This window comes from Larsenimonas suaedae, from assembly GCF_023712105.1.
GTDB classification, from domain to species: domain Bacteria; phylum Pseudomonadota; class Gammaproteobacteria; order Pseudomonadales; family Halomonadaceae; genus Larsenimonas; species Larsenimonas suaedae.
Window position 1 is genome coordinate 329,926 of the sequence record NZ_JAMLJI010000002.1, and the last position, 18,343, is coordinate 348,268.

Annotated in this window: 17 protein-coding genes; 7 read left to right on the plus strand and 10 right to left on the minus strand. The window is 63.6% G+C overall.

Annotation, left to right across the window (positions count from 1 at the left end; translation table 11 throughout):
* Positions 1–35 precede the first annotated feature (35 nt).
* Positions 36–863, minus strand: coding sequence for an HDOD domain-containing protein (locus tag NAT49_RS07490; RefSeq protein ID WP_251592813.1), 828 nt, complete (start codon positions 861–863; stop codon positions 36–38).
* A 131-nt stretch (positions 864–994) separates the two neighbouring features.
* On the opposite strand from NAT49_RS07490, the gene NAT49_RS07495 reads away from it, so the two are divergent.
* Positions 995–1,462, plus strand: a complete 468-nt coding sequence (locus NAT49_RS07495) for a YchJ family protein (RefSeq protein WP_251592815.1) — start codon at positions 995–997, stop codon at positions 1,460–1,462.
* 16 nt (positions 1,463–1,478) lie between these two features.
* Here NAT49_RS07495 and NAT49_RS07500 read toward each other — a convergent pair whose 3' ends face one another.
* The 6 genes from NAT49_RS07500 to NAT49_RS07525 all read right to left on the minus strand — a co-directional run bounded on the left by NAT49_RS07500 (position 1,479) and on the right by NAT49_RS07525 (position 8,994).
* Positions 1,479–1,916: a DUF3465 domain-containing protein gene (locus NAT49_RS07500; RefSeq protein WP_251592817.1), complete on the minus strand. Its 438-nt coding sequence runs from the start codon at positions 1,914–1,916 to the stop codon at positions 1,479–1,481.
* Positions 1,917–2,071: 155 nt separating this feature from the next.
* Entirely contained in the window at positions 2,072–3,004 is a 933-nt protein-coding gene (locus tag NAT49_RS07505; RefSeq protein WP_251592819.1) for an efflux RND transporter periplasmic adaptor subunit, read from the minus strand.
* A 17-nt stretch (positions 3,005–3,021) separates the two neighbouring features.
* Positions 3,022–3,240 (minus strand): DUF1656 domain-containing protein, encoded by a 219-nt coding sequence (locus NAT49_RS07510; RefSeq protein ID WP_251592821.1) that lies wholly within the window; start codon positions 3,238–3,240, stop codon positions 3,022–3,024.
* Positions 3,230–5,290 carry an FUSC family protein gene (locus tag NAT49_RS07515; protein WP_251592823.1) on the minus strand — a complete coding sequence of 687 codons (2,061 nt, stop codon included), beginning with the start codon at positions 5,288–5,290 and terminating at the stop codon, positions 3,230–3,232. The genes NAT49_RS07510 and NAT49_RS07515 overlap by 11 nt, the downstream gene beginning before the upstream one ends.
* Before the next feature lie 176 nt (positions 5,291–5,466).
* On the minus strand, positions 5,467–6,921 hold the full coding sequence (locus NAT49_RS07520) for an aminoacyl-histidine dipeptidase (RefSeq protein WP_251592824.1): 1,455 nt from the start codon (positions 6,919–6,921) through the stop codon (positions 5,467–5,469).
* Positions 6,922–6,957: 36 nt separating this feature from the next.
* Positions 6,958–8,994 (minus strand): tRNA(Met) cytidine acetyltransferase TmcA domain-containing protein, encoded by a 2,037-nt coding sequence (locus tag NAT49_RS07525; protein ID WP_251592828.1) that lies wholly within the window; start codon positions 8,992–8,994, stop codon positions 6,958–6,960.
* 205 nt (positions 8,995–9,199) lie between these two features.
* Between NAT49_RS07525 and NAT49_RS07530 the strand changes: the two genes are divergently transcribed.
* The 5 genes from NAT49_RS07530 to NAT49_RS07550 all read left to right on the plus strand — a co-directional run bounded on the left by NAT49_RS07530 (position 9,200) and on the right by NAT49_RS07550 (position 13,047).
* Positions 9,200–9,721: an iron transporter gene (locus NAT49_RS07530; RefSeq protein WP_251592829.1), complete on the plus strand. Its 522-nt coding sequence runs from the start codon at positions 9,200–9,202 to the stop codon at positions 9,719–9,721.
* A 76-nt stretch (positions 9,722–9,797) separates the two neighbouring features.
* On the plus strand, positions 9,798–10,127 hold the full coding sequence (locus NAT49_RS07535) for a cupredoxin domain-containing protein (protein WP_251592831.1): 330 nt from the start codon (positions 9,798–9,800) through the stop codon (positions 10,125–10,127).
* A 115-nt stretch (positions 10,128–10,242) separates the two neighbouring features.
* Positions 10,243–11,094, plus strand: coding sequence for an FTR1 family iron permease (locus NAT49_RS07540; RefSeq protein WP_251592833.1), 852 nt, complete (start codon positions 10,243–10,245; stop codon positions 11,092–11,094).
* Positions 11,094–12,503 (plus strand): 4Fe-4S binding protein, encoded by a 1,410-nt coding sequence (locus tag NAT49_RS07545; protein ID WP_251592834.1) that lies wholly within the window; start codon positions 11,094–11,096, stop codon positions 12,501–12,503. Before NAT49_RS07540 ends, NAT49_RS07545 begins: the two co-directional genes overlap by 1 nt.
* A 76-nt stretch (positions 12,504–12,579) precedes the next feature.
* The gene (locus NAT49_RS07550) at positions 12,580–13,047 is read left to right on the plus strand and encodes a hypothetical protein (RefSeq protein WP_251592838.1); all 468 of its coding nucleotides are present in this window, start codon (positions 12,580–12,582) and stop codon (positions 13,045–13,047) included.
* Positions 13,048–13,124: 77 nt separating this feature from the next.
* Here the strand turns inward: NAT49_RS07550 and NAT49_RS07555 are convergent, their stop codons facing one another.
* The 3 genes from NAT49_RS07555 to NAT49_RS07565 all read right to left on the minus strand — a co-directional run bounded on the left by NAT49_RS07555 (position 13,125) and on the right by NAT49_RS07565 (position 17,104).
* Positions 13,125–14,894 carry a GMC family oxidoreductase gene (locus NAT49_RS07555; RefSeq protein ID WP_251592840.1) on the minus strand — a complete coding sequence of 590 codons (1,770 nt, stop codon included), beginning with the start codon at positions 14,892–14,894 and terminating at the stop codon, positions 13,125–13,127.
* 75 nt (positions 14,895–14,969) lie between these two features.
* Positions 14,970–16,322: a c-type cytochrome gene (locus tag NAT49_RS07560; RefSeq protein WP_251592841.1), complete on the minus strand. Its 1,353-nt coding sequence runs from the start codon at positions 16,320–16,322 to the stop codon at positions 14,970–14,972.
* Between the two features lie 50 nt (positions 16,323–16,372).
* Positions 16,373–17,104: a gluconate 2-dehydrogenase subunit 3 family protein gene (locus NAT49_RS07565; protein ID WP_251592842.1), complete on the minus strand. Its 732-nt coding sequence runs from the start codon at positions 17,102–17,104 to the stop codon at positions 16,373–16,375.
* Positions 17,105–17,449: 345 nt separating this feature from the next.
* On the opposite strand from NAT49_RS07565, the gene NAT49_RS07570 reads away from it, so the two are divergent.
* A complete protein-coding gene (locus NAT49_RS07570; protein ID WP_251592843.1) occupies positions 17,450–18,205 on the plus strand; it encodes a FadR/GntR family transcriptional regulator in 756 nt (251 codons plus the stop codon).
* Positions 18,206–18,343: the final 138 nt, after the last annotated feature.

Sequence of the window (18,343 nt, forward strand, 5' to 3'; positions counted from 1 at the left end):
CGGCCCTCGTTTCAAGGATCAGGATCGGCCCGGAATCAGGCGAGAATGGCGTCGATGTCGTCGTCGTGGCGCATCAGTTCGACGATTTCTTCATAAAGCGTCAAGAGATCCAGCGACAGCGGCTTTCGAACGTCGGCCGGGAACTGACTCAATGCCTCTTCCTCGGTCTTGCCGTTGGCGATACAGCGGTAGAGGTAGGAGGCCAGATGCACCGACGCGGCGTAGGGTGAGAACGGCTCGGCGCTCAAGGGCGCGTTCTGATACTCGAGCGCCGTGCGGATGGTTTCCGGGAAGCGCCAGCGCCGGGCAAGCTCCGCGCCGACCTGGGTGTAGTCATAGCCGAACTGGTTCTGCTCCAGCTCACTTCGAATCGCGCCCTGCTCGACCAGCTTGTCGATGCGAAGCATCTTTTCAGGCTCGCCGATGTGCATGAGCGTCAAGCCGATGTTGTGCAAAATCCCGCAGGTAAACGCGGTTTCAGGCAGCGAGCCTTTCAGCTTGCTGTTGCGAAGGATGGTCTTGGCGATGTTGGCCACCATGAACGATTCCCGCCAGAACTCGCGCCGATCAAGCCCGGGCAGCTCCTTGAACGCACAGGTGACGCCGGAGGCGATGACCAGCGTCTTCACGCAATCGAAGCCGAGCAGCATCACCGCGTCGTCGATCGAGGCCACGTTGCGCCCGGCGCCGTAGCGGGCTGAGTTGGCCATGCGCAGCACCTTGAGCGACAGGTTTGGATCCTTCTTGATGCTCGAGGAGACTTCATCGACGCTGATGTTGCGGTTATTGAAGTTCTCCAGAAGCTCCATGACCACTTCGGGCACATTGGGCAGTTGATGAATTTTTTCGAACAATTGATCCATATCGTTTTCCCCGGGGATACGCTCGAACTCGTCGTTGACGTTGTGAACTAAGACCGATGTTATGGGAGGGTCAACGGCACCCCGGATCAATTCTTGATAGGCTAGTTCCGAAACACCCTGACGAGAGCGTTATGACCACGTCCTGCCCCTGCCAGTCCGGCCTGCCCTACAACCGTTGCTGCCAGATCTTTCATGACCGCGTGCGCCCGGCACCGACCTGCGAGGCGCTGATGCGCTCGCGCTACAGCGCCTTCGCCCTCGGCGGACTCGGCGCGTACCTGCTCGAGACCTGGGCGCCCCAGAGCCTTGAGCGCAAGACGCTCGACGCCGACACCCTGTCACGTCCCGAGGTGGCCTGGACGGGCCTTGAGGTGCTGTCTCATACCGAAAAGCGCCGACGGGGCGAGGTCGAGTTCAAGGCTCATTTTCTGGCTGAAGGCGTCGAGCAGGTGATGCACGAACGCTCACGGTTCGTGCGCGAAGACGGGCTCTGGTACTACCTCGACGGCGTTCAAAACCCAACGCCGGAACCGGTCTCGCGCAATGCGCCCTGCCCGTGCGGCAGCGGCAAGAAGCACAAGCGCTGCTGCGGCGCCTGAATCGGCTGCGAACGCATTACCAGTAACGCTGCCCGTCGACGATCAGATAGCCGTTGATGTGGCGCCTGCCGGGGTCGCGGTGGGTCCAGTGCACCACACCGCCCCTGGCATTCCAGGCGTATTCGCCGTAGAACTCGACCCGGTCACCGCGTTCAAGCCCCTCGACCCGGGGCGCCAGGTCGATGTTGTGCGCGATCAACACGGTCTGATCGTGGTCGAGCTCGAGGATGAAGCGCTGATGGCGACGACTGCGGGTGTCGTCTTTCAGCACCCGCGTCACCGTGCCTGCACCCGCGACCTGCACACCCTCGCGCTTTGCCAGAAACGCCTGCCAGAGGGCATCGTTATCCGCCCGCGCAGGCGCTGCAACCAGCAGCGCCACCAGCACCGACAGCATCGATAGAACCCCGACGCCCCACCGGACATCCCGCCACGTACGCGTTCTCGATCTCACTCGCCCACTCCTCGCTCTGGCGCTCACGCCGGTTTTGATAAGCCCTGGTATAAGCCCCATAGAATAGACGCCGAGGCACAAAAAAGGCGGCCATGGGCCGCCGTGCTGTCCAGGTCCAAGCCCGACTCGCGTTCGTTGCGTCGCTTCGGGCCGGTTCAGACGTTGAAAAACCCTTCAAGCCAGCGCCGAAGCCCGGCCTGCCACTTGGATTCATCCGCCGGCAGCGGATCTCCGATGTAAACCGTGGCCGAGAGCCCTGCGGCCAGCGTCACCCCCTCCGGTAAATGGTCGATGGCAATGCGCACCGGAATGCGCTGGGCCAGACGCACCCAGTCAAACGTCGGGTCGACGCTTTGAAGGCCCTCGGCGTGACTGGTCAGGCTGTTATCGGCAATGCCGCGGGCGATGCTTTGCACATGCCCCGTGATCGGCGTCTCCCAGCTCATCAGCTTGATGCGCGCGTGCATGCCGGGCTGAATGCGCGCGAGCTTGGTTTCCTCGAAATAGCCCAGCACATAGAAGCTGTGGGCATCGACCACCGTCAACGTCTCGGTGCCGGAACTTACGTATTGACCCGGGCGCAGCAGGAGGTTGGTGACGTAGCCGTCCACCGGCGCGCGAACGATTGCACGGTCAAGATCAAGCTCGGCCTTTCGAACCGCGACATTGGCCTGATTGACCGAGGCCTGGGCGGCCCGGTAGCTGAATTCGGCGTCGTCACGCTCCTCGGCGGAGACAAACTGCTTCAGACGCTTGCGACGCTGATAGCGCTGGCGCGCGTTGTCCAGATCGACCTTGAGTTGATCGAGGTTGGCCTTGGCCTGATCGAGCGCCAGCTGATAGCGCGCCTTGTCGATGGTGTAGAGCACTTGGCCCTTCTCGACGTACTCGTTGTCGTGTACCGACAGACCGTCGACCAGCCCCGAGACGTCGGCGCCTACGCGCACCACGTCCGCCCGCACGCGCCCGTCACGCGTCCATGGATCGTGCATGTAGTGCTGCCAGATCTGCACCACGGCGATCGTTGCGAGCACCAGCAGGGCGCAGGTCAACAACAGCCTCAACGGTTTTCGATTGATACGCGGCATCCGTTACTCCCTACTGATTAAAAAGGCGCCGGGGCCTGACCGGGCCATACCGCCATGACGACCCAGAACCACAAGGCAAAAAAGGCGATGTCCACAAGGTTTGGGTGCCAGAACCACCGATAGATACCGAGCCGGGACCACAGGCGCCGGGTCAGATAGTGCACCACCAGCGCCACGATCACCGGCACCACGATCGGCGGTAGCAAGAACCCGAGCATCGACCAGTCAGTGAGCATGCGCGAGGCCTCCGTGTGTGTCGTCGGGGGCACGCGTGCCCAGTTCGCTCAATAAATGGCTGAGCATCTCGAGCTCGGCGGCGACCTCGATGCCCGAGACGCGCTCATGATAGAAGTGCCGCGCCCAGTCGATGGCCTCGGTGGCGCCCTTGCGCGCACGGGCCACATCGATGCCCTGGAGGTCCTCGGCGTCGTTGAGCTCTTCGGTCAGACGCTTGAGCCAGGCGTCGAATGCCTCGAGGCGCGCGTCGCGCTCACCCAGCGCCCGGCGACGACGGCGCAGCCGCCAGACTCCGAGCCCCAACCCGTGCAACAGCGTTGCAAAGCGCAGCCGGTGCTCGCTGTCCCCAAGCGCAAGCATGCGCCCGAGTCGGTCGTGCAGCCGGATTTCAAGCCGCCCCAGATTGGGCAGCGCGTCACGTGGATTGCCCAGTCGGGCAATTTCTTCCCAGAAACCGTTGAAGAGGTCCTCGAGCCGCGCGGCCGCGGGGCGCTGCCGAAACAGCATGAACACCACCACAGCCGCAGCGGTGCCAACGATCGACGCCATCGACGAGTTCATCAGCGGTTCCGGCGCAATCACAAGCTCGCGCTTCAGGTTAAGCGTCATCGAGAGATTGATGACCGCCGGCAGCGACGCCGCAAGCGCCGGATACGGCAGCATAAGGGCCGTCAGCCCCACCGGCACGGCCAGACTGATCGCCATCAGCCAGAACCCGTTCAGAGCCGGGAATAGGATAAAGGAATAGAACATCGCCACCGGCACCGAGAGCGCCGTACCGATCAGAAACTGGAACACGATCTTGTGTGGGTTGGGCGCCTTGGCAAACAGCACGCAAAAGACCGCCATCATCATCATGGCGAAATAACCGGAATGCCAGCCGCTGTGCACCCAGAAAAGCCCCAGCGCCACGAACCCTGCAAAGACGCGAAACGCGTTGAAGCGGGCAACGCCATGCTCCAGGTGCAGATACGTGCCGCGCACCCGGCGCGGCAGCTCCCGCGGGGCCTTGCCGGTGTGAAGCGTCGCCAGCAGCTTCTGCCCGTGACGCAGCCGGTTCAAAATATCCTCAAGCCGTGACAGCGCAAGCGTCAGACACGCCTGCGTCGGCGGTGCAAGTCCTGAACGCTCTGGCGGCTCGATTCGCTCGAGCGCTGCCTCATCGAGCCGGCCGTTTTCATCCAGACTCTGCCAGGCCTCGAGCCGGGCAACCAGTCGCTCGGCCAGTTGATCCGCGGGCGCATCCCCGCCGGGCTGACGCCTAAGCCGCTCAAGCGCGCTTTCTAAATCACGAATCGAGGACAAAAGCGTCAGGCTTTCGCTTGAAAACCGCGCCAGCGGCTGACGATAGACTCGGTAGCGCCAGTGCTCGAAACGCGCCATGCCCTGGGTCTGATCCATCTGGCGCTGGCGCTCGAGCAGTGCCCGATAGCGCTCGAGGCTGTCATTTCCAACCCGGCCATCGAGCACGTCCCGGGTTTGAAGCGCGGCGTCTTTCAAAAACGCCGTAATGGCGCCGGGCAGGCGGTCACTGCCGAACTTGGGCAGAAACACGATATTGACCAAAAGCCCGACCACGATGCCAAGCCCGGTTTCCTCGGTTCGACCGATGGCGTAATTGATCACCTGCGTCGGGTCGTGGCCGATCGCCGACAGCGACACCATGGTGGCGGTGTAGCCGCAGAGCATCATGGTGTAGCTCAACGGCTCGTCCTGCAAAAGCATCACGCAATAGGTACAAAACGCGAGCCACGCCCCGGCCGCCACAACGAACAGCATCGGCTGCTGACCGAACATCGCAATCAGCATCACCCCCGCGAGCGCACCGACCACGGTGCCGATTAGCCGAGCGATGCCCCGACGCACCATGACACCCACCGGCGGCGTGGCGCCTGTGAACATCATCGGCTGCACAGTCACCAGGAGTACCCCGAGAATCGCCCAGGCCGGCTGCACCAGATCGCACCGAATGGCGATGTAGAGACTGATGACCACGGCAATGGCGGTCTTCAAGGCCATGATCAGCCGGTCAGCCCAAAGCGCGTTCATGGGAACTCCAAAAGCGTTCGTTGAATAAACGAAAAAAGCGCCGACAGCAGACGGCGCGAACACGAGCGTTAATTAGTAAGGGTGCTTAGTATTTCACAGAAGCCCGCGCCCGACAAGCGCCCGATCCGAAAACGCCGGCATCATGCCGGCGTTGTTCAAGGGATTTACGTGCGCACTCAGGCAAGCTCTTCGATCATCGCCTGAAGCAGGCGATAGAACTCCTCGACCGCCTCGAGCTCCACCCGTTCGGTGGGCGAATGCGCCCCGAGAATGGTCGGGCCAAAGGAAATCATGTCGAGCCCCGGGTATTTCGCCCCGATGATGCCGCACTCAAGGCCTGCATGAATGACCTTGACCTCGGCAGGTGCACCGACTTCCCGCTCATGCAACTCGATGAACCGCGCCAACAGCGGCGACTGCGCGTTCGGCGCCCATCCGGGGTAGCCCTCGCCGGCAATCGCCTCAACGTCGATCAGCGAAAAGAGCGCTCTGAACCGCTCGTTAAGCGCCTCGGCGCTGTCAAGATTCAACGCCCGCACCATCGCGCCCAGGTGCAGATGACCGTGCTCGAGGCGCAGCACACCAATGTTGTTGGAGCTTTCCGCCACGCCCGGCACCGCCACGCTCATGCGATCGATTCCGTAGGGCATGGCCGCGAGCACCGCCAGCAGCCGGCGGCTGTCGTCTTGCGACAACGCCTGACGGGCAGGGGTCGCGGCCTGAGTGACCTCGATGCGAAGGCCGTCGTCGATGCCCTGATACAGCCCGCGCTCACGCTGCTCGAACGCCCGGAGGGTTTCGCCCACCAGCGTCTCGGCCTCGGCCTGCACTACAATGGTTGCGCTGGCGTCCCGGGTGATGGCGTTGCGCATGGTGCCACCGCTCCAACTCACCAGCTGCACGCCGGTATCGCGCAGCGCCCACAGCGCGCTGGCCAGCAGCACGTTGGCGTTGGCGCGCCCCTTGTCGATGTCCATGCCCGAATGACCGCCGACCAACCCGCTGACGCTGACCTCGAGCACCTGCTGGTTTGACTCGACCTCGAGCTGTTTGAAGTCGTGATCGACCTTGACGTCGTTGCCACCGGCGCAGCCGATGTAGACCTCACCGCGGAACTCGGAGTCGAGGTTCAAGAGATACTCACCGTGCAGCCAGTTCGGCGCCAGATGGCGCGCACCGACAAGAGACGCCTCTTCCTCGATGGTAAAGAGCGCTTCCAGCGGCCCGTGGGTCAGCGCGTCGTCTTCAAGAATCGCCAGCGCCGCGGCCGCACCGACGCCGTTGTCGGCGCCGAGGGTCGTGCCGCGCGCGTGGAGCCAGCCGCCCTCCACATAGGTCTCGATCGGGTCGCGCTCGAAGTCGTGATCGATGTCGCTGTCGGCCTGACTCACCATATCGACGTGGGACTGAAGCACCACGCCGGGCGCGTCCTCATGGCCGGGGGTAGCGGCCTTTCGTATCAACAGGTTGCCGGTCTCATCGAACTCGTACTCGAGCCCGCGCGCGTCGGCCCAGTCCGTGATCTTCTTGAGGATGGCCTGCTCCCGGCCGGACGGGCGCGGGGTGTTGCACAGCGTGCGAAAGTGGCGCCACAGCGGCTCGGGCGCCAGCGTATCCAGATGGTCATTCATGATTGAAGCTCCTTGATCGTTTCCAAAGCATAGCCCTCACCCCCGCCTGGAAGAAACCCAGCGTCGAAGCCAGCCGATGCGCGCCTCGCGACCCTCGGGCACCTCCTCATCCTCTATTGCGCACTCAAGCCCCTGAAACGACAGCGCCAGTGCCATTGATAGCCCCGCCTCATCCGGGCGCTCGAACGCGGTCTGCCACAGCCACCGCCGGAGGCTCGCCCGGCTGAGCGCCCAGGGCGCATTGGCATGCGCGAACCGGTCGATAAGCGCAGCGTCATCCGGCGCGAGCGCCGGGGGCGTCAAATACGCGGTGACCCACGCCACCTGCGACGCGGGCAACGTCTGAAGTTCAACGCCAAGCCACTCGGCCCAGAGCGATGCCAGCCGCGCGTGCGCCTGACGCGTCAACGCCTGGCCGTCGTCCGTCAGCGGGCGCAGCATCATCAGCGCATGTTCGCCGCTGGCGGTTTCCCGGCCAAGCCCCACCCGCACCACCGAAAAGGCCTGCGCGGCCCAGAAGGCAGGCAGGTGGTCATCGAGCCCGAAGCTCACCGCCAGCGCATCAATGCCGTCTCGACGGCCCTCGGCCGCCAGCGCCTCGATCAACCGGGCCCCGACCCCAAGGCGTCGTCGCGCCTCATGAACCGCGACGCGCATGACGCGCCGATGCCGGCACTGCGCCGCGGCCTCAAGCCCAAGGTGCAGGGCAAGCGATTGCGCCATCAGGTGCCCCCTGGGCCGACGATGGCCGTCAGCCACGGCGCGGGCAAGCGCCTCGGAAAAGCCACCTTCATCGACGCTCAGTGCCACACCGACGATCACCTCACCATCAAACGCCGCCCACACCGCAACCCCCTCACCGTCGAGCAGCTGCACCAGATCCCTGGGGGCGGTGCGGTAATGCGCCTGCACCAAAAGGCCGAACACCGCCTCGAGCACCGCGTCGTCCGAGGCCAGGCGCGCTCGGTCAAGCCGTTCGACCCGAAGGGATGGAATAGCGGGCGTCGCAAGGGGGTCAAGCGGTGTGGGCCGCGCGGACAAACACAACAAACGGTCGGTGGCGTCTTCCAGCGGGTCGCCGTCCGCCCAGCGGATGGGCGTGGTGAGCTCAAGCGCGCGCCAGTCCGGCGTGCGGGCATCGAGCCGGGCCCGAAAGCGCAGCTCGAACCCGCGCCCGGCGCCTTCGTAGCCGTGCACGGTGGACGCGAAGGCGATGCGGGGAAATCGCTCGAGGGCGGTAGAGAGGTACTGAACCGGCAGCGCCGCAGCCTCATCGATCAAAAGCGTCGTGCCGGGGCCGCCAACCTCACCGAGCTGATCCGGCGGCACGAAACGCACGCTCTGATCGTGATAGCGAAATACGCCACCCTCGAGCGTGCCGCCCGGAAGCTGCGCCTCGAGCCGTGCAAAGAGCGGCGCCACGGAGGCCTTTCGAGGGGCGCTAACGTAGAGCGTCGTCTGCCCTCGGCGCAGCAGCTCGGCGGCGGCAAGCCCCAGCGCCGCACTCTTGCCCCGGCCACGGTCGGCGGTAATCACCAGCGGCCGGCGACGCTTCAAGGCCAGAAGCGCCTCGACCGCGCGCACCTGATCAGACGTCACGGCGCCGTAACTCGGGCCATCGAAGGGCAGCTCACCGGCAGGCCCGGTCGGCACCGCGTCAGTAGGCAGCGCCGGCAACTCGGCAAGAAGCCGTCGGATGCGGCGATCAAATCGCGAGGTCGGCGTCCGTGCATCGAGCAGCAACAGCACCACGCCGCCCGGGCGCACCGTGCCGGAAAGCGCCCCAAGCGCATCGGGCTCCACGCCCTCGAACGCCTCCAGCACCACCATGTCGGTCTCGCGCCCAAGCCACTGGCGCGCCGTTTTCACCGTCACCGAGTGCACATGGGCGGCCGTCTCCGGCGGCGCGCCGACCCACAGCACATCACCTTCGTCTGGAAGACACTCCCACGCCCGCGCCCGAAGGGCGTCAAAGTCACCCGACCACCAAAGCAGCGCCCGGTGGCGTCGCGCACGGAGTTTGTCCTGTAGGGTCCGAACGTCGGCCCGCGTCATGGCCTCTGCCTGCGCCATACCCTCTCCTCTTGAATGCACGGTCCGATCAGCACGTTCGACGCGCTTGCTCGACGGCGCGTCTACGCCAAACGTTGATCTTTTAAGGTTTAGCTAAGCGCGCTATATTCGCCCTGCACATGATTCTCATTTGCTGACGCCCTATAGGCGTATTCGCACCCGATAGTATCTTTCGTATAACGTCGTCCACGCAGGAATACCGACCATGATTTCTCGCCATACGCTTTGGGCCCTGCCCGCCCTGACCCTGATCTCGACTTCCGCGCTCGCGCTTGAGTACCCCATCGGCAAGCCCAAGCATGAGCACGGCATGGAAATCGCGGCGGTGTATCTGCAGCCGGTCACGATGGAGCCGGCCGGAAAACTGCCCGCCAAGGACGCCGACATTCACCTCGAGGCCGACATTCACGCGCTGGAGGATAACACCAACGGCTTCGAGCCCGGCAGCTGGATCCCGGCCCTCAGCGTGCACTACCGATTGACCAAAAACGGCAGCGACACGCCGATCGAAGGCGACTTCATGCCGATGGTGGCAAGCGATGGGCCGCACTACGGCGCCAACGTCAAACTCGATGGCCCCGGCAAGTATCACCTCACCTTCACCATCAAACACCCCGACATGCAGCGTCACGTCGATAAGGAAACCGGCGTCAGTGCGTGGTACGAGCCGCTTACGGTCGACTACGACTTCACCTACGCAGGCGTCGGCAAGAAAGGCGGCTACTGAGTTTCAGGCAGGCAGGGCGGTGTCCCGACGCCCTGCCCACATCGCATGACGTCAAGACGTCCACCGGATACCGCTGATGAACCCTTTACTGCAAGCCGTGCTTCTTCTGGGCCTTGGCATGGGCATCGCCCACGCGGCCAAGCTCCCCGCGTATACGCTGACCCTCAATAACGGCACGCTCGAGCCCGAAACGCTGCACGTCAAGGCCGGTGAGCGTTTCAAGATTGAACTGCACAACACCGGCAACACCCCGGTTGAGTTCGAGAGCACCTCGATGCGCAAGGAAAAGGTGATGGGCCCGGGCGTCAGCTCATTCGTGGTCGTGCATCCCTTGAAGCCCGGTCACTACGACTTTTTCGATGAATTTCACCTGCCGGACGCCCGCGGCACGCTCATCGCCGAATAACTCGACAGTCGAAGCGCCCAGCCCGCGTTTTAAAACGACCCAATCATCGTTATCAACCGACCCAGGCGGCACCAAGACCGCCCCAGAGGCACTCGACCGTGCAGGAGTCTTACCCATGTGGCAGCAAGTGTTGTTCGTGGTCTGGCGTGAAAGCGTCGAAGCGATCTTGATCATCGGCATCGTCTACGCCTGGCTCAAGCAAAGCGGCGCCCGCACCGGCCTTTTGTATCTGTGGCTCGGTGTGGCCGCAGGCCTCGGCCTTGCAGGTCTTTTCGGTGTTGCCCTGATGAGCGCCGACAGCTTCCTCGCAGGCGAAGCCCAGGATGTGTTTCAGGCCGTGATGGTGCTTCTGGCGTGCGCCCTGATCACGCAGATGGTGCTTTGGATGCGGGCTCATGCGCGCACACTCAAGCGGGAACTTCACGCGGGGCTCGAAAAAAGCGTCGACCGCGCAAGTTACTGGGGCATTGCGGTGCTGGTCGCCATTGCGGTGGCGCGTGAGGGCAGCGAAACCGTGGTGTTTCTCTATGGCATGGGCATGGCCCAGCTTCAGATGGGCGGCTTTGCGAGCTTTCTTACCGCCGCAGCCGGCGGTTTTGCGCTGGCGCTTTTGACGTTCTACGCGATGCAGCTCGGATCAAAGCTCTTTTCCTGGACGTGGTTCTTTCGTGTCACCGAGATCCTGCTGCTTCTGCTGGCCGCGTCGCTTCTGGTCAGCGGGGTCGAGAAACTGATCGGCCTTGGCTGGCTGCCGGCGGGCATCGACCCACTCTGGGACACCAGCGCCTGGCTCGATGACAGCGCGGGCCTTGGCGGGCTGCTCGCGACGCTTGCCGGCTACCGGGCGTGGCCGGCCGAGACCATGGTCATCGCCTACGGGGCTTACTGGCTCATCGTCATCGCGCTGCTTCGCTGGCAGTCGCGCCGGGTGCAGGCATCGGTTGAGCCGGCCGGGAGTCCGCGCTGATGGGCGGCTGTGCCCAGAGCGCTCGACGCGCTCCGCGTCTTGAAGCGTTCGGCCACTGGATGCGGCGCAACCGAGCCCCGATTCAAGCCGTGCAGTGGGTCGTGGTCGGTGTGTACGCGTTTTTATTGATCGTGCCGGCGCTTCTGCCGCTGCCGAGCTATCAGGATCATATCCTCACCAATCTGACGGTGTTCGCGGCGTTCGTGTTCTGGGGCCTCTGGTGGCCGTTCGTTTTGATCAGCATGGTGCTGCTCGGGCGCGTCTGGTGCGGCGTGTTCTGCCCGGAAGGCACCCTGACCGAAGCGGCCAGCCGCGTAGGCCTTGGCCGCGCGATTCCGAAATGGCTCCGTTGGGAGGGGTGGCCCTTCATCGGCTTTCTCGGCACCACGCTCTACGGCCAGATGGCAAGTGTCTATCAGTACCCGACCGGGGCGCTCGCCGTGCTCGGCGGCTCGACCGTCGCCGCGGTGGCAGTCGGGCTGATTTACGGCCGGGGCACAAGGGTGTGGTGTCGCCACCTCTGCCCGGTCAACGGCGTGTTCATGCTGCTTTCAAAGCTCGCGCCGGTGCACTTTCGCACCGACAAGACCCAGTGGGCCGCGTTCAACCGCGAGCACTCGGGCGAGGCGATTCGTCATGAAACCGTGCACTGCCCGCCGCTGGTACCGCTCAAGCAGCTCCAGAGTGCCAGCCCGTGCCACATGTGCGGCAAGTGCAGTGGCCACAAGGGCGCCATTACGCTGACCGCCCGCTCGTCCGCCGATGAGGTCGTGTTCGAAAGTGCCACCCGCGCCACTCGAGCCGACTTCATCCTGCTGGCGTTCGGCCTGTTCGGCGTGGCGATCGGCGCGTTTCACTGGTCGGCAAGCCCCTGGTTCGTGGCCGTCAAACAGGCGGTCGCCATGTGGCTGGTCGAGCACGACATTCTATGGCCGCTGACCACCCACGCGCCCTGGTGGCTTCTGACCAACTACCCCGCGCAAAACGATGTGTTCAACCTGCTCGATGGCGCGCTCCTGATCGGCTACATCCTGACGACCGCGCTGGTCATGGGCCTGCTCATCAGTACAGCGCTTGCGCTGACCAATCGCTTGATCGGGCGCTGGTCGTGGCAGCGGCTGTGGCATCTCTCTCACGCGCTGATTCCGCTCGGTGGGCTTGGGGTATTTCTGGGGCTTACCGCCACCACCGTCACCCTGCTTCGAGGCGATGGCCTGACGCTTTTCTGGCTCAATGACGCCCGCGCGGCCCTGCTCGCGGCCGGCACGCTCTGGAGCCTGTATCTGGGGGCGCGCATCATCGCCCGCCACACCGTCTCCACCGGCCGGCGAGGCCTTGCACTTGCAGGTCTCATGCTGTCAATGGTGCCGGTGCTCGCCGCCTGGTGGCTGATGTTCTGGGGGTGGTAGTAAGAGTGGCCGCGGATGCGCTCGACAACCGGCGCGTTCGGCCGATACTGAGAAAACGCCCCACCGGAGGTTTTCCATGCGTATTTTAAACACGCCGCTCTTGATCGCGTTGATGGCCACCTCACTCACGGCCACCGCCGAGACCGTAATCATCCAGCGCGATCACAGCGTCAGCAATCAGGGCATCGAACGCGCGCCCGAGCACCGACGCGATCACCACTACAACGACCGACACGACAACCCGCGCGGCGAGCGATTCGACGACCATCATCGCAAGGGCTGGGATCATGACGACCGCCGCCGATACGACCGGGACGGCCGCCCCCGCATCGACGCCAACGTTCTGATCGCGCCCGAGACCGAGCACAGCCGCTCCAATTACGTGCCCGACAACTACCGCCTCGAGGATTACGACGGCAAGCCTGACCGGGCCACCGTCTGCTCGGGCCAGAGCGGGCGCACGCTCTCGACCACCAACCGCACCTGCCCCGAGGGCCAGGAAAGCGCACCCAAGGGCGCCACCACCTACTCCACATCGCCGTGATGCGTTCAGTTTGACTCGTGGCACAGACCTAAAAAAGGCGCCCGAAGGCGCCTTTTTCCATGCTTGAGCCGAGCGTATCAGCTCTGCGCCATCAGGGGCCCCGGATTTTTCAGGTATTCCTCACGGATCTTCTTGGCCGACCAGTAGGTCAATGCGCCGATCAGGTCGGTGGGGTTGGCCTGGAAGTTCTGCGGGAAGGCGTTACCGCCCGGCACGAAGACGTTATGCACGTCCCAGCTTTGCAGGTAACGGTTGATGGCCGACGTGCTCGGGTCGGTGCCCATCGCAGCGCCCCCGACGTTATGGGTCGAGACGTAGCTGGTCACCTTGAAGTGCGAGCCTTCGAGGTTGAAGCTTTCGTCGCGGTAGTCCGGCTTCAGCACATCGGCGATCTCGCGCAGACGATCACGCATGAACGCCGAGAGCCGGTGCTCGTTCTGCTTCCAGTCAAACGTCATGCGCAAAAGCGGCATGCCGTAGGGGTCCTTCCAGGTCGGATCGAGATCCAGCATGTTGGAGCGATACGACATCACGCTGCCGGTCATCGAAAGCTTCATGTGATGGCCATAGTGCTTTCGAAGCGCGTCCTTGTAGCCCTGACCCCATTTCGGTGCGGTCTTCGGCAGCGGCGTCTTTATCGGCGTACCGCTTGCCTGTGAGGAGTGCATCTTGGCCCCGCCGATGAAGCCGTATTGGGCGCTGTCGAAATTGCCCGGCGAGAAATCGTTGAACATTCGTCCGGTCGCGCCCGCCGTGGCGAACGGGTTGAACTCGATGTCATCGAAATACATGTGGATGCCGCCACCGATCTGGTAGGCGTAGTTACGCCCGACCACGCCGGTACGCGCCACCGGGTCATACGGCGCACCGATGCCGGAATTGAGCATCAGGCGCACGTTGTTGAGCGCGTAGGAGGCCAGCACGACCATGTCCGCCGGCTGGAAGACTTCCTCGCCGTGCTCGTCGATGTAGGTCACACCGGTCGCGGTCTTGCCATCGGGGGCCAGCTCGACACGGGTAACGTTGGCGTTGGTGCGATAGGCAAAGTTACTGCGCTGCTTCAGGGCATTGAGAATGCAGGTCTGCGGCGAGGCCTTGGAGTAGTTCAGGCAGCCATAGCGCGAGCAGAAGCCGCAGTAGTTGCACGGCCCGAGCTGCATGCCGTAGGGGTTGGTCCAGGCGCGAGAGACGTTGGCCGAGGGGTTCGGGAACGGATGATACCCAAGCTGCTTGGCCGCCTTGTCGAACATCTCGGTGTTCTGGGTGTCCTGAAGTGCCGGCAGCGGATACGGCTCGCTGCGCGGGCCTTCGAAGGGATCGCCGCCGGGCTGGATCTCGCCGTTGAGGTTGCCGGTGGTGCCGGATTGACCGCAGACCTTCTCGAAGAAGGTGAAGTGCGGCTCGAGCTCATCCCACGTGACCCCGAAATCCTGAATCTGCATGTCGTCCTGCAGCACGCCCTTGCCAAAGGCCTGATCGGCGAAGCTCTTTAACTGCAGATCCGTTGGGGTCGGGCGAATCAAAACGCCGGTCCAGTGCGCACCGGCGCCGCCGACGCCATCGCCCGGCAGGAACGCGCCCAGCTTGCGCTGCGGCAGCGCGCGCTCATTGAGGTCACGGCGAATCGTGACGGCAGCCTGCTTCGGCTTTTGCATCATGGTATGGCGAATGCCGTACTCGAGCTCATCGGCGGGCTTTGGGTAGGCGAAGTCCTCATTGGTGCGGTCGGCACCGCGCTCCAGCGCCAATACGTTGAGGCCCGCCTCGGTCAGTTCCATCCCCATGATGGACCCGGTCCAGCCGAGACCGACGATGACCGCATCGACACGCGGTTGTTGCTTAGCCATGTACTGTTAACTCCTGAAATTCGCTCGACGCGCGCAAGGCGCGTCCTCAGGCCGCCACGCAGGCGACCTGTCATGTCATTTGGGGTCGCGGTCGTCGTGGTTGAGACGGCCGTTGGCATCGGGCGCGCGGTTGAGCGGCGAGGGCTTGAGCGTGTCGCGCACCTTGCCGACCTGTTCTGCGGTGACCGCACCGCCGTCGTTGCCCCAGGCGCTTCGCACGAAGGTGGCAAGCGTTGCGACCTCCTCATCCGACAGACGCCAGCCAAACCCGGGCATCGGCAGCTGGGCCGGAATGGTCGGGGTCGCGGGGGGCGTCGCGCCGGCCAGAATCGTATGGATCAGACCGGTGGGGTTGTCGGCGTTAGCGAGCGAGTTGCCATCGATTGCCGGGAAGACACGCTCGGCGCCCTTGCCGTCGTTCAGGTGGCACGCGGAGCAGTTGTCGAGATAGAGCCGCTCGCCGTCACTGAGGTCCTTGGCAGCGGTCAGATGCGCGGCCGTTTTTTCGCTCGCCGTGCGGCGCTGATCCGGTGTTGTCGCGTTCTCCCCGGCCGGGTTGGCCGAAAGCGATTTCAGATACAGGGCAATGCCGGTCAAATCCGTATCGGTCAGGTGCGAGGTGCTGTGCGCAACGACCGAGGTCATCTCGCCCCCGACGGTTGCATGCGCATTGCGGCCGGTTTTCAGATACTCGGCAATCTCGTGCGCGCTCCAGCCTTCGACACCACGCCCGTCGCCGCCATCACCGCCACGAAGCGAGGGTGCCCACCAGTCGTTGAGATCGGCGCCTGAGAGATAGCTGTCGTCGCTGTCATCCAGCGTTTTTTCCTGCTCGGCAAAGCCGCGCGGCGTGTGGCAACTGCCACAGTGACCAAGCCCTTCGACCAGATAGCGCCCGCGTTCGATCAAGGGGTCCGCGCTGGTATTGGGCGTGAACGTATCGGCGTCCGCGAACAGCCAGTTCCAGGCCGTGATGCCCCAGCGCTGGTTGAACGGGAAGCTCAAATCGGTTTCCGGGGCGCTGTCGGCGACCGGCTCGACGCCATCCATGAAGTAGACGTAGAGCGCATGGACATCGTCATCGGTGAGCTTGGCGTAGGACGGATACGGCATCGCCGGATACAGGTTGGCACCGTCGGCGCGCTTGCCATCACGAAGCGCTGCCGCGAACTCGGCCTCGGTGTAGTTGCCGATGCCGTGGTCCTTGTCGGGCGAGATGTTGGTCGAATAGATCGTGCCGAACGGGCTTTCGATCGCAAGCCCTCCGGCAAAGTCCTTGCCGTCTTCAGTGGTATGGCAGGCCACGCAGTCGCCGGCGCGCGCCAGATAGGCACCCCGCTCGAGGGTGGTGTCATCGGCGCCGAACGCCTGGCTTGCCATCAACAGGGTGCTCCCCGCGATGAGCGGCAAAATAAATCGTGCAGTCACGTAAGTCATTTCCTTGTTCTGCCGGGGCAAAAGGCGCACCTGGCGCCGTCTTAGCCCCGTTCTCCGGTCAAGCTGACCGGGCCCAGCGGGTAGTCGACGTTATGCTGGTCGACCCAGTCGCGATAGCTTGCGCGCGCGCCGGGGAACCCGAGCATCTTCCAAGACGCCATATGCTTGTTGCCGCCGTGAATGGGGTCGGCCAGATAGCCTTCCTTGGTGTTTTCCAAAAGACTCGAGAAAAACTCGGAGGCTTCGAGCTTCTGGGTCTCACCGAGCGCGGCGAAATCGACCTGGTTGGCCTCAAGCGCTTGAAGCACCTGGTCACGCGTTGCGGCGTCGAGCTGCTCGAACCGCTTGCCGTACTGTTTCTGGCAGTACGCCTGGGTCAGGGCGATGCCCTTTTGATAGACATCGCGCGGCGTGTAGGGGTACTGGAACCCGAGATCCGGGGAGCCATCGAGCACGAACGGCCCTTGCATGTACCAGCGCTCGGCGTGGCCATAGGGCGAGTCCATCTGACGGTCGATGAAGATCGGCACATTGGTGTCGAGCGCGCCGGGGCCCTTGCCTTCGCTTTCGCCGGGAATCAGACGGTCGCAGGCCGCCAGCAGAAATGCCCACTCGTCGCTTTTGAAAAAGGCAGGTTGATAGTCGCTAAGATTCGGCGGCGCCTCTGCGGCCTTGGCGGTCAGGCTGACGCCGCCGGCCAGGCCGACGGTTGGAATCAGGGTGAACGTATTGCGCAAAAACGCACGCCGCGAGGTGTTATCGGGCTGCGACATGAAAGCGGATCCTTCTAATCGACGGTCTTTTTTGTATAAAGAAGCTATAAAGGCCAGGCAGCAAGCCGCGCTCATGCCAGAGCCCCGCCCGGCGTCGCATCATGTTATTGAGGATGCTAAGCAAGCCGGACGTTTGAGCGCGCTACCTTAGTCTAAATTGAACAAAACCGCTACATCGTGTCGCACCTATACATCAATAAAAGCTGATCAGAACATCACCAGGGAACGATCAAACACAGACCGATCTGCCTCCCTCTAACGCCCGTCGAATCGCTTGCCTTGAACGGGTTGGCCTATCATGCTTGTCGGGCACTTGGTTCATTCACGCGAGGTCGCCTGCCCGCCATGCCGGACACACCCGATTCCCCAGATATCGCCGAATGGCTGGTCAGCGAGATTTTTGCCGGCCGGTTCCAGCCGGGCGCGTTCATCCCGCGTGAGCTTGATCTATGCACCCGCTATGGCCTTGGGCGCACCGTGGTGCGAAAGCATCTCGCGGTGCTTGCCGACAACGGCATCATCGCCCGCATCTCAGGCCACGGATCCAGGGTTCAGCCCTGGCACGAATGGAACATTCTCGATCCGACGGTCACCCAATGGATCGCCCGCTATGCAGGCCCCAATCAGGAGCTTCTGCGCGAAATTCTGACCTTTCGGCTGTCGGTGGAGCCATTTGTTGCGATGACCGCGGCCCGTGAGGCCAACGCGCACGATCTGGTCGCGATCGAGGAGGCATGGCAGGCACTGTCCGACCACTTCAAACGCTCCGAAGGCGAAACCGATCACCACCTGCACAGCGAACACGACGTCGCCTTTCACGTCGCGATCTACAAGGCGACCCACAATGTGGTGTGGTCACGGCTGTCTCACGTTCTTCGCCCCTCGATTACGCTGCTGGTGCAGGAATCGAACCTCAGCACCCGAAGCCCCGCCGAAAGCCTCGAGCAGCATCGGTGTCTGATGGAGGCCATTCGTGTCCGCGACCCGGCCCGGGCGTTTCAGGCCGCACAGACCGTCCTCAGCGCCACCGCCGACGCCCTTGGCCTCGAGATGAGCGAGGCGGCCGCTACCCCGCTCACGCCCGGATTCACGGCAGGCTAAGCCGCCGTTTTTCACCCTCAGGGCCGCCCTCTCTCACGTTCCTCCTCTCCCGCACACCCTCCTCATCCAGCACGTTCACGCCCTCCTCACCCGCACGTTCACGCCCTCCTCATTCCACACGTTTCTGCCGCCGCTTCA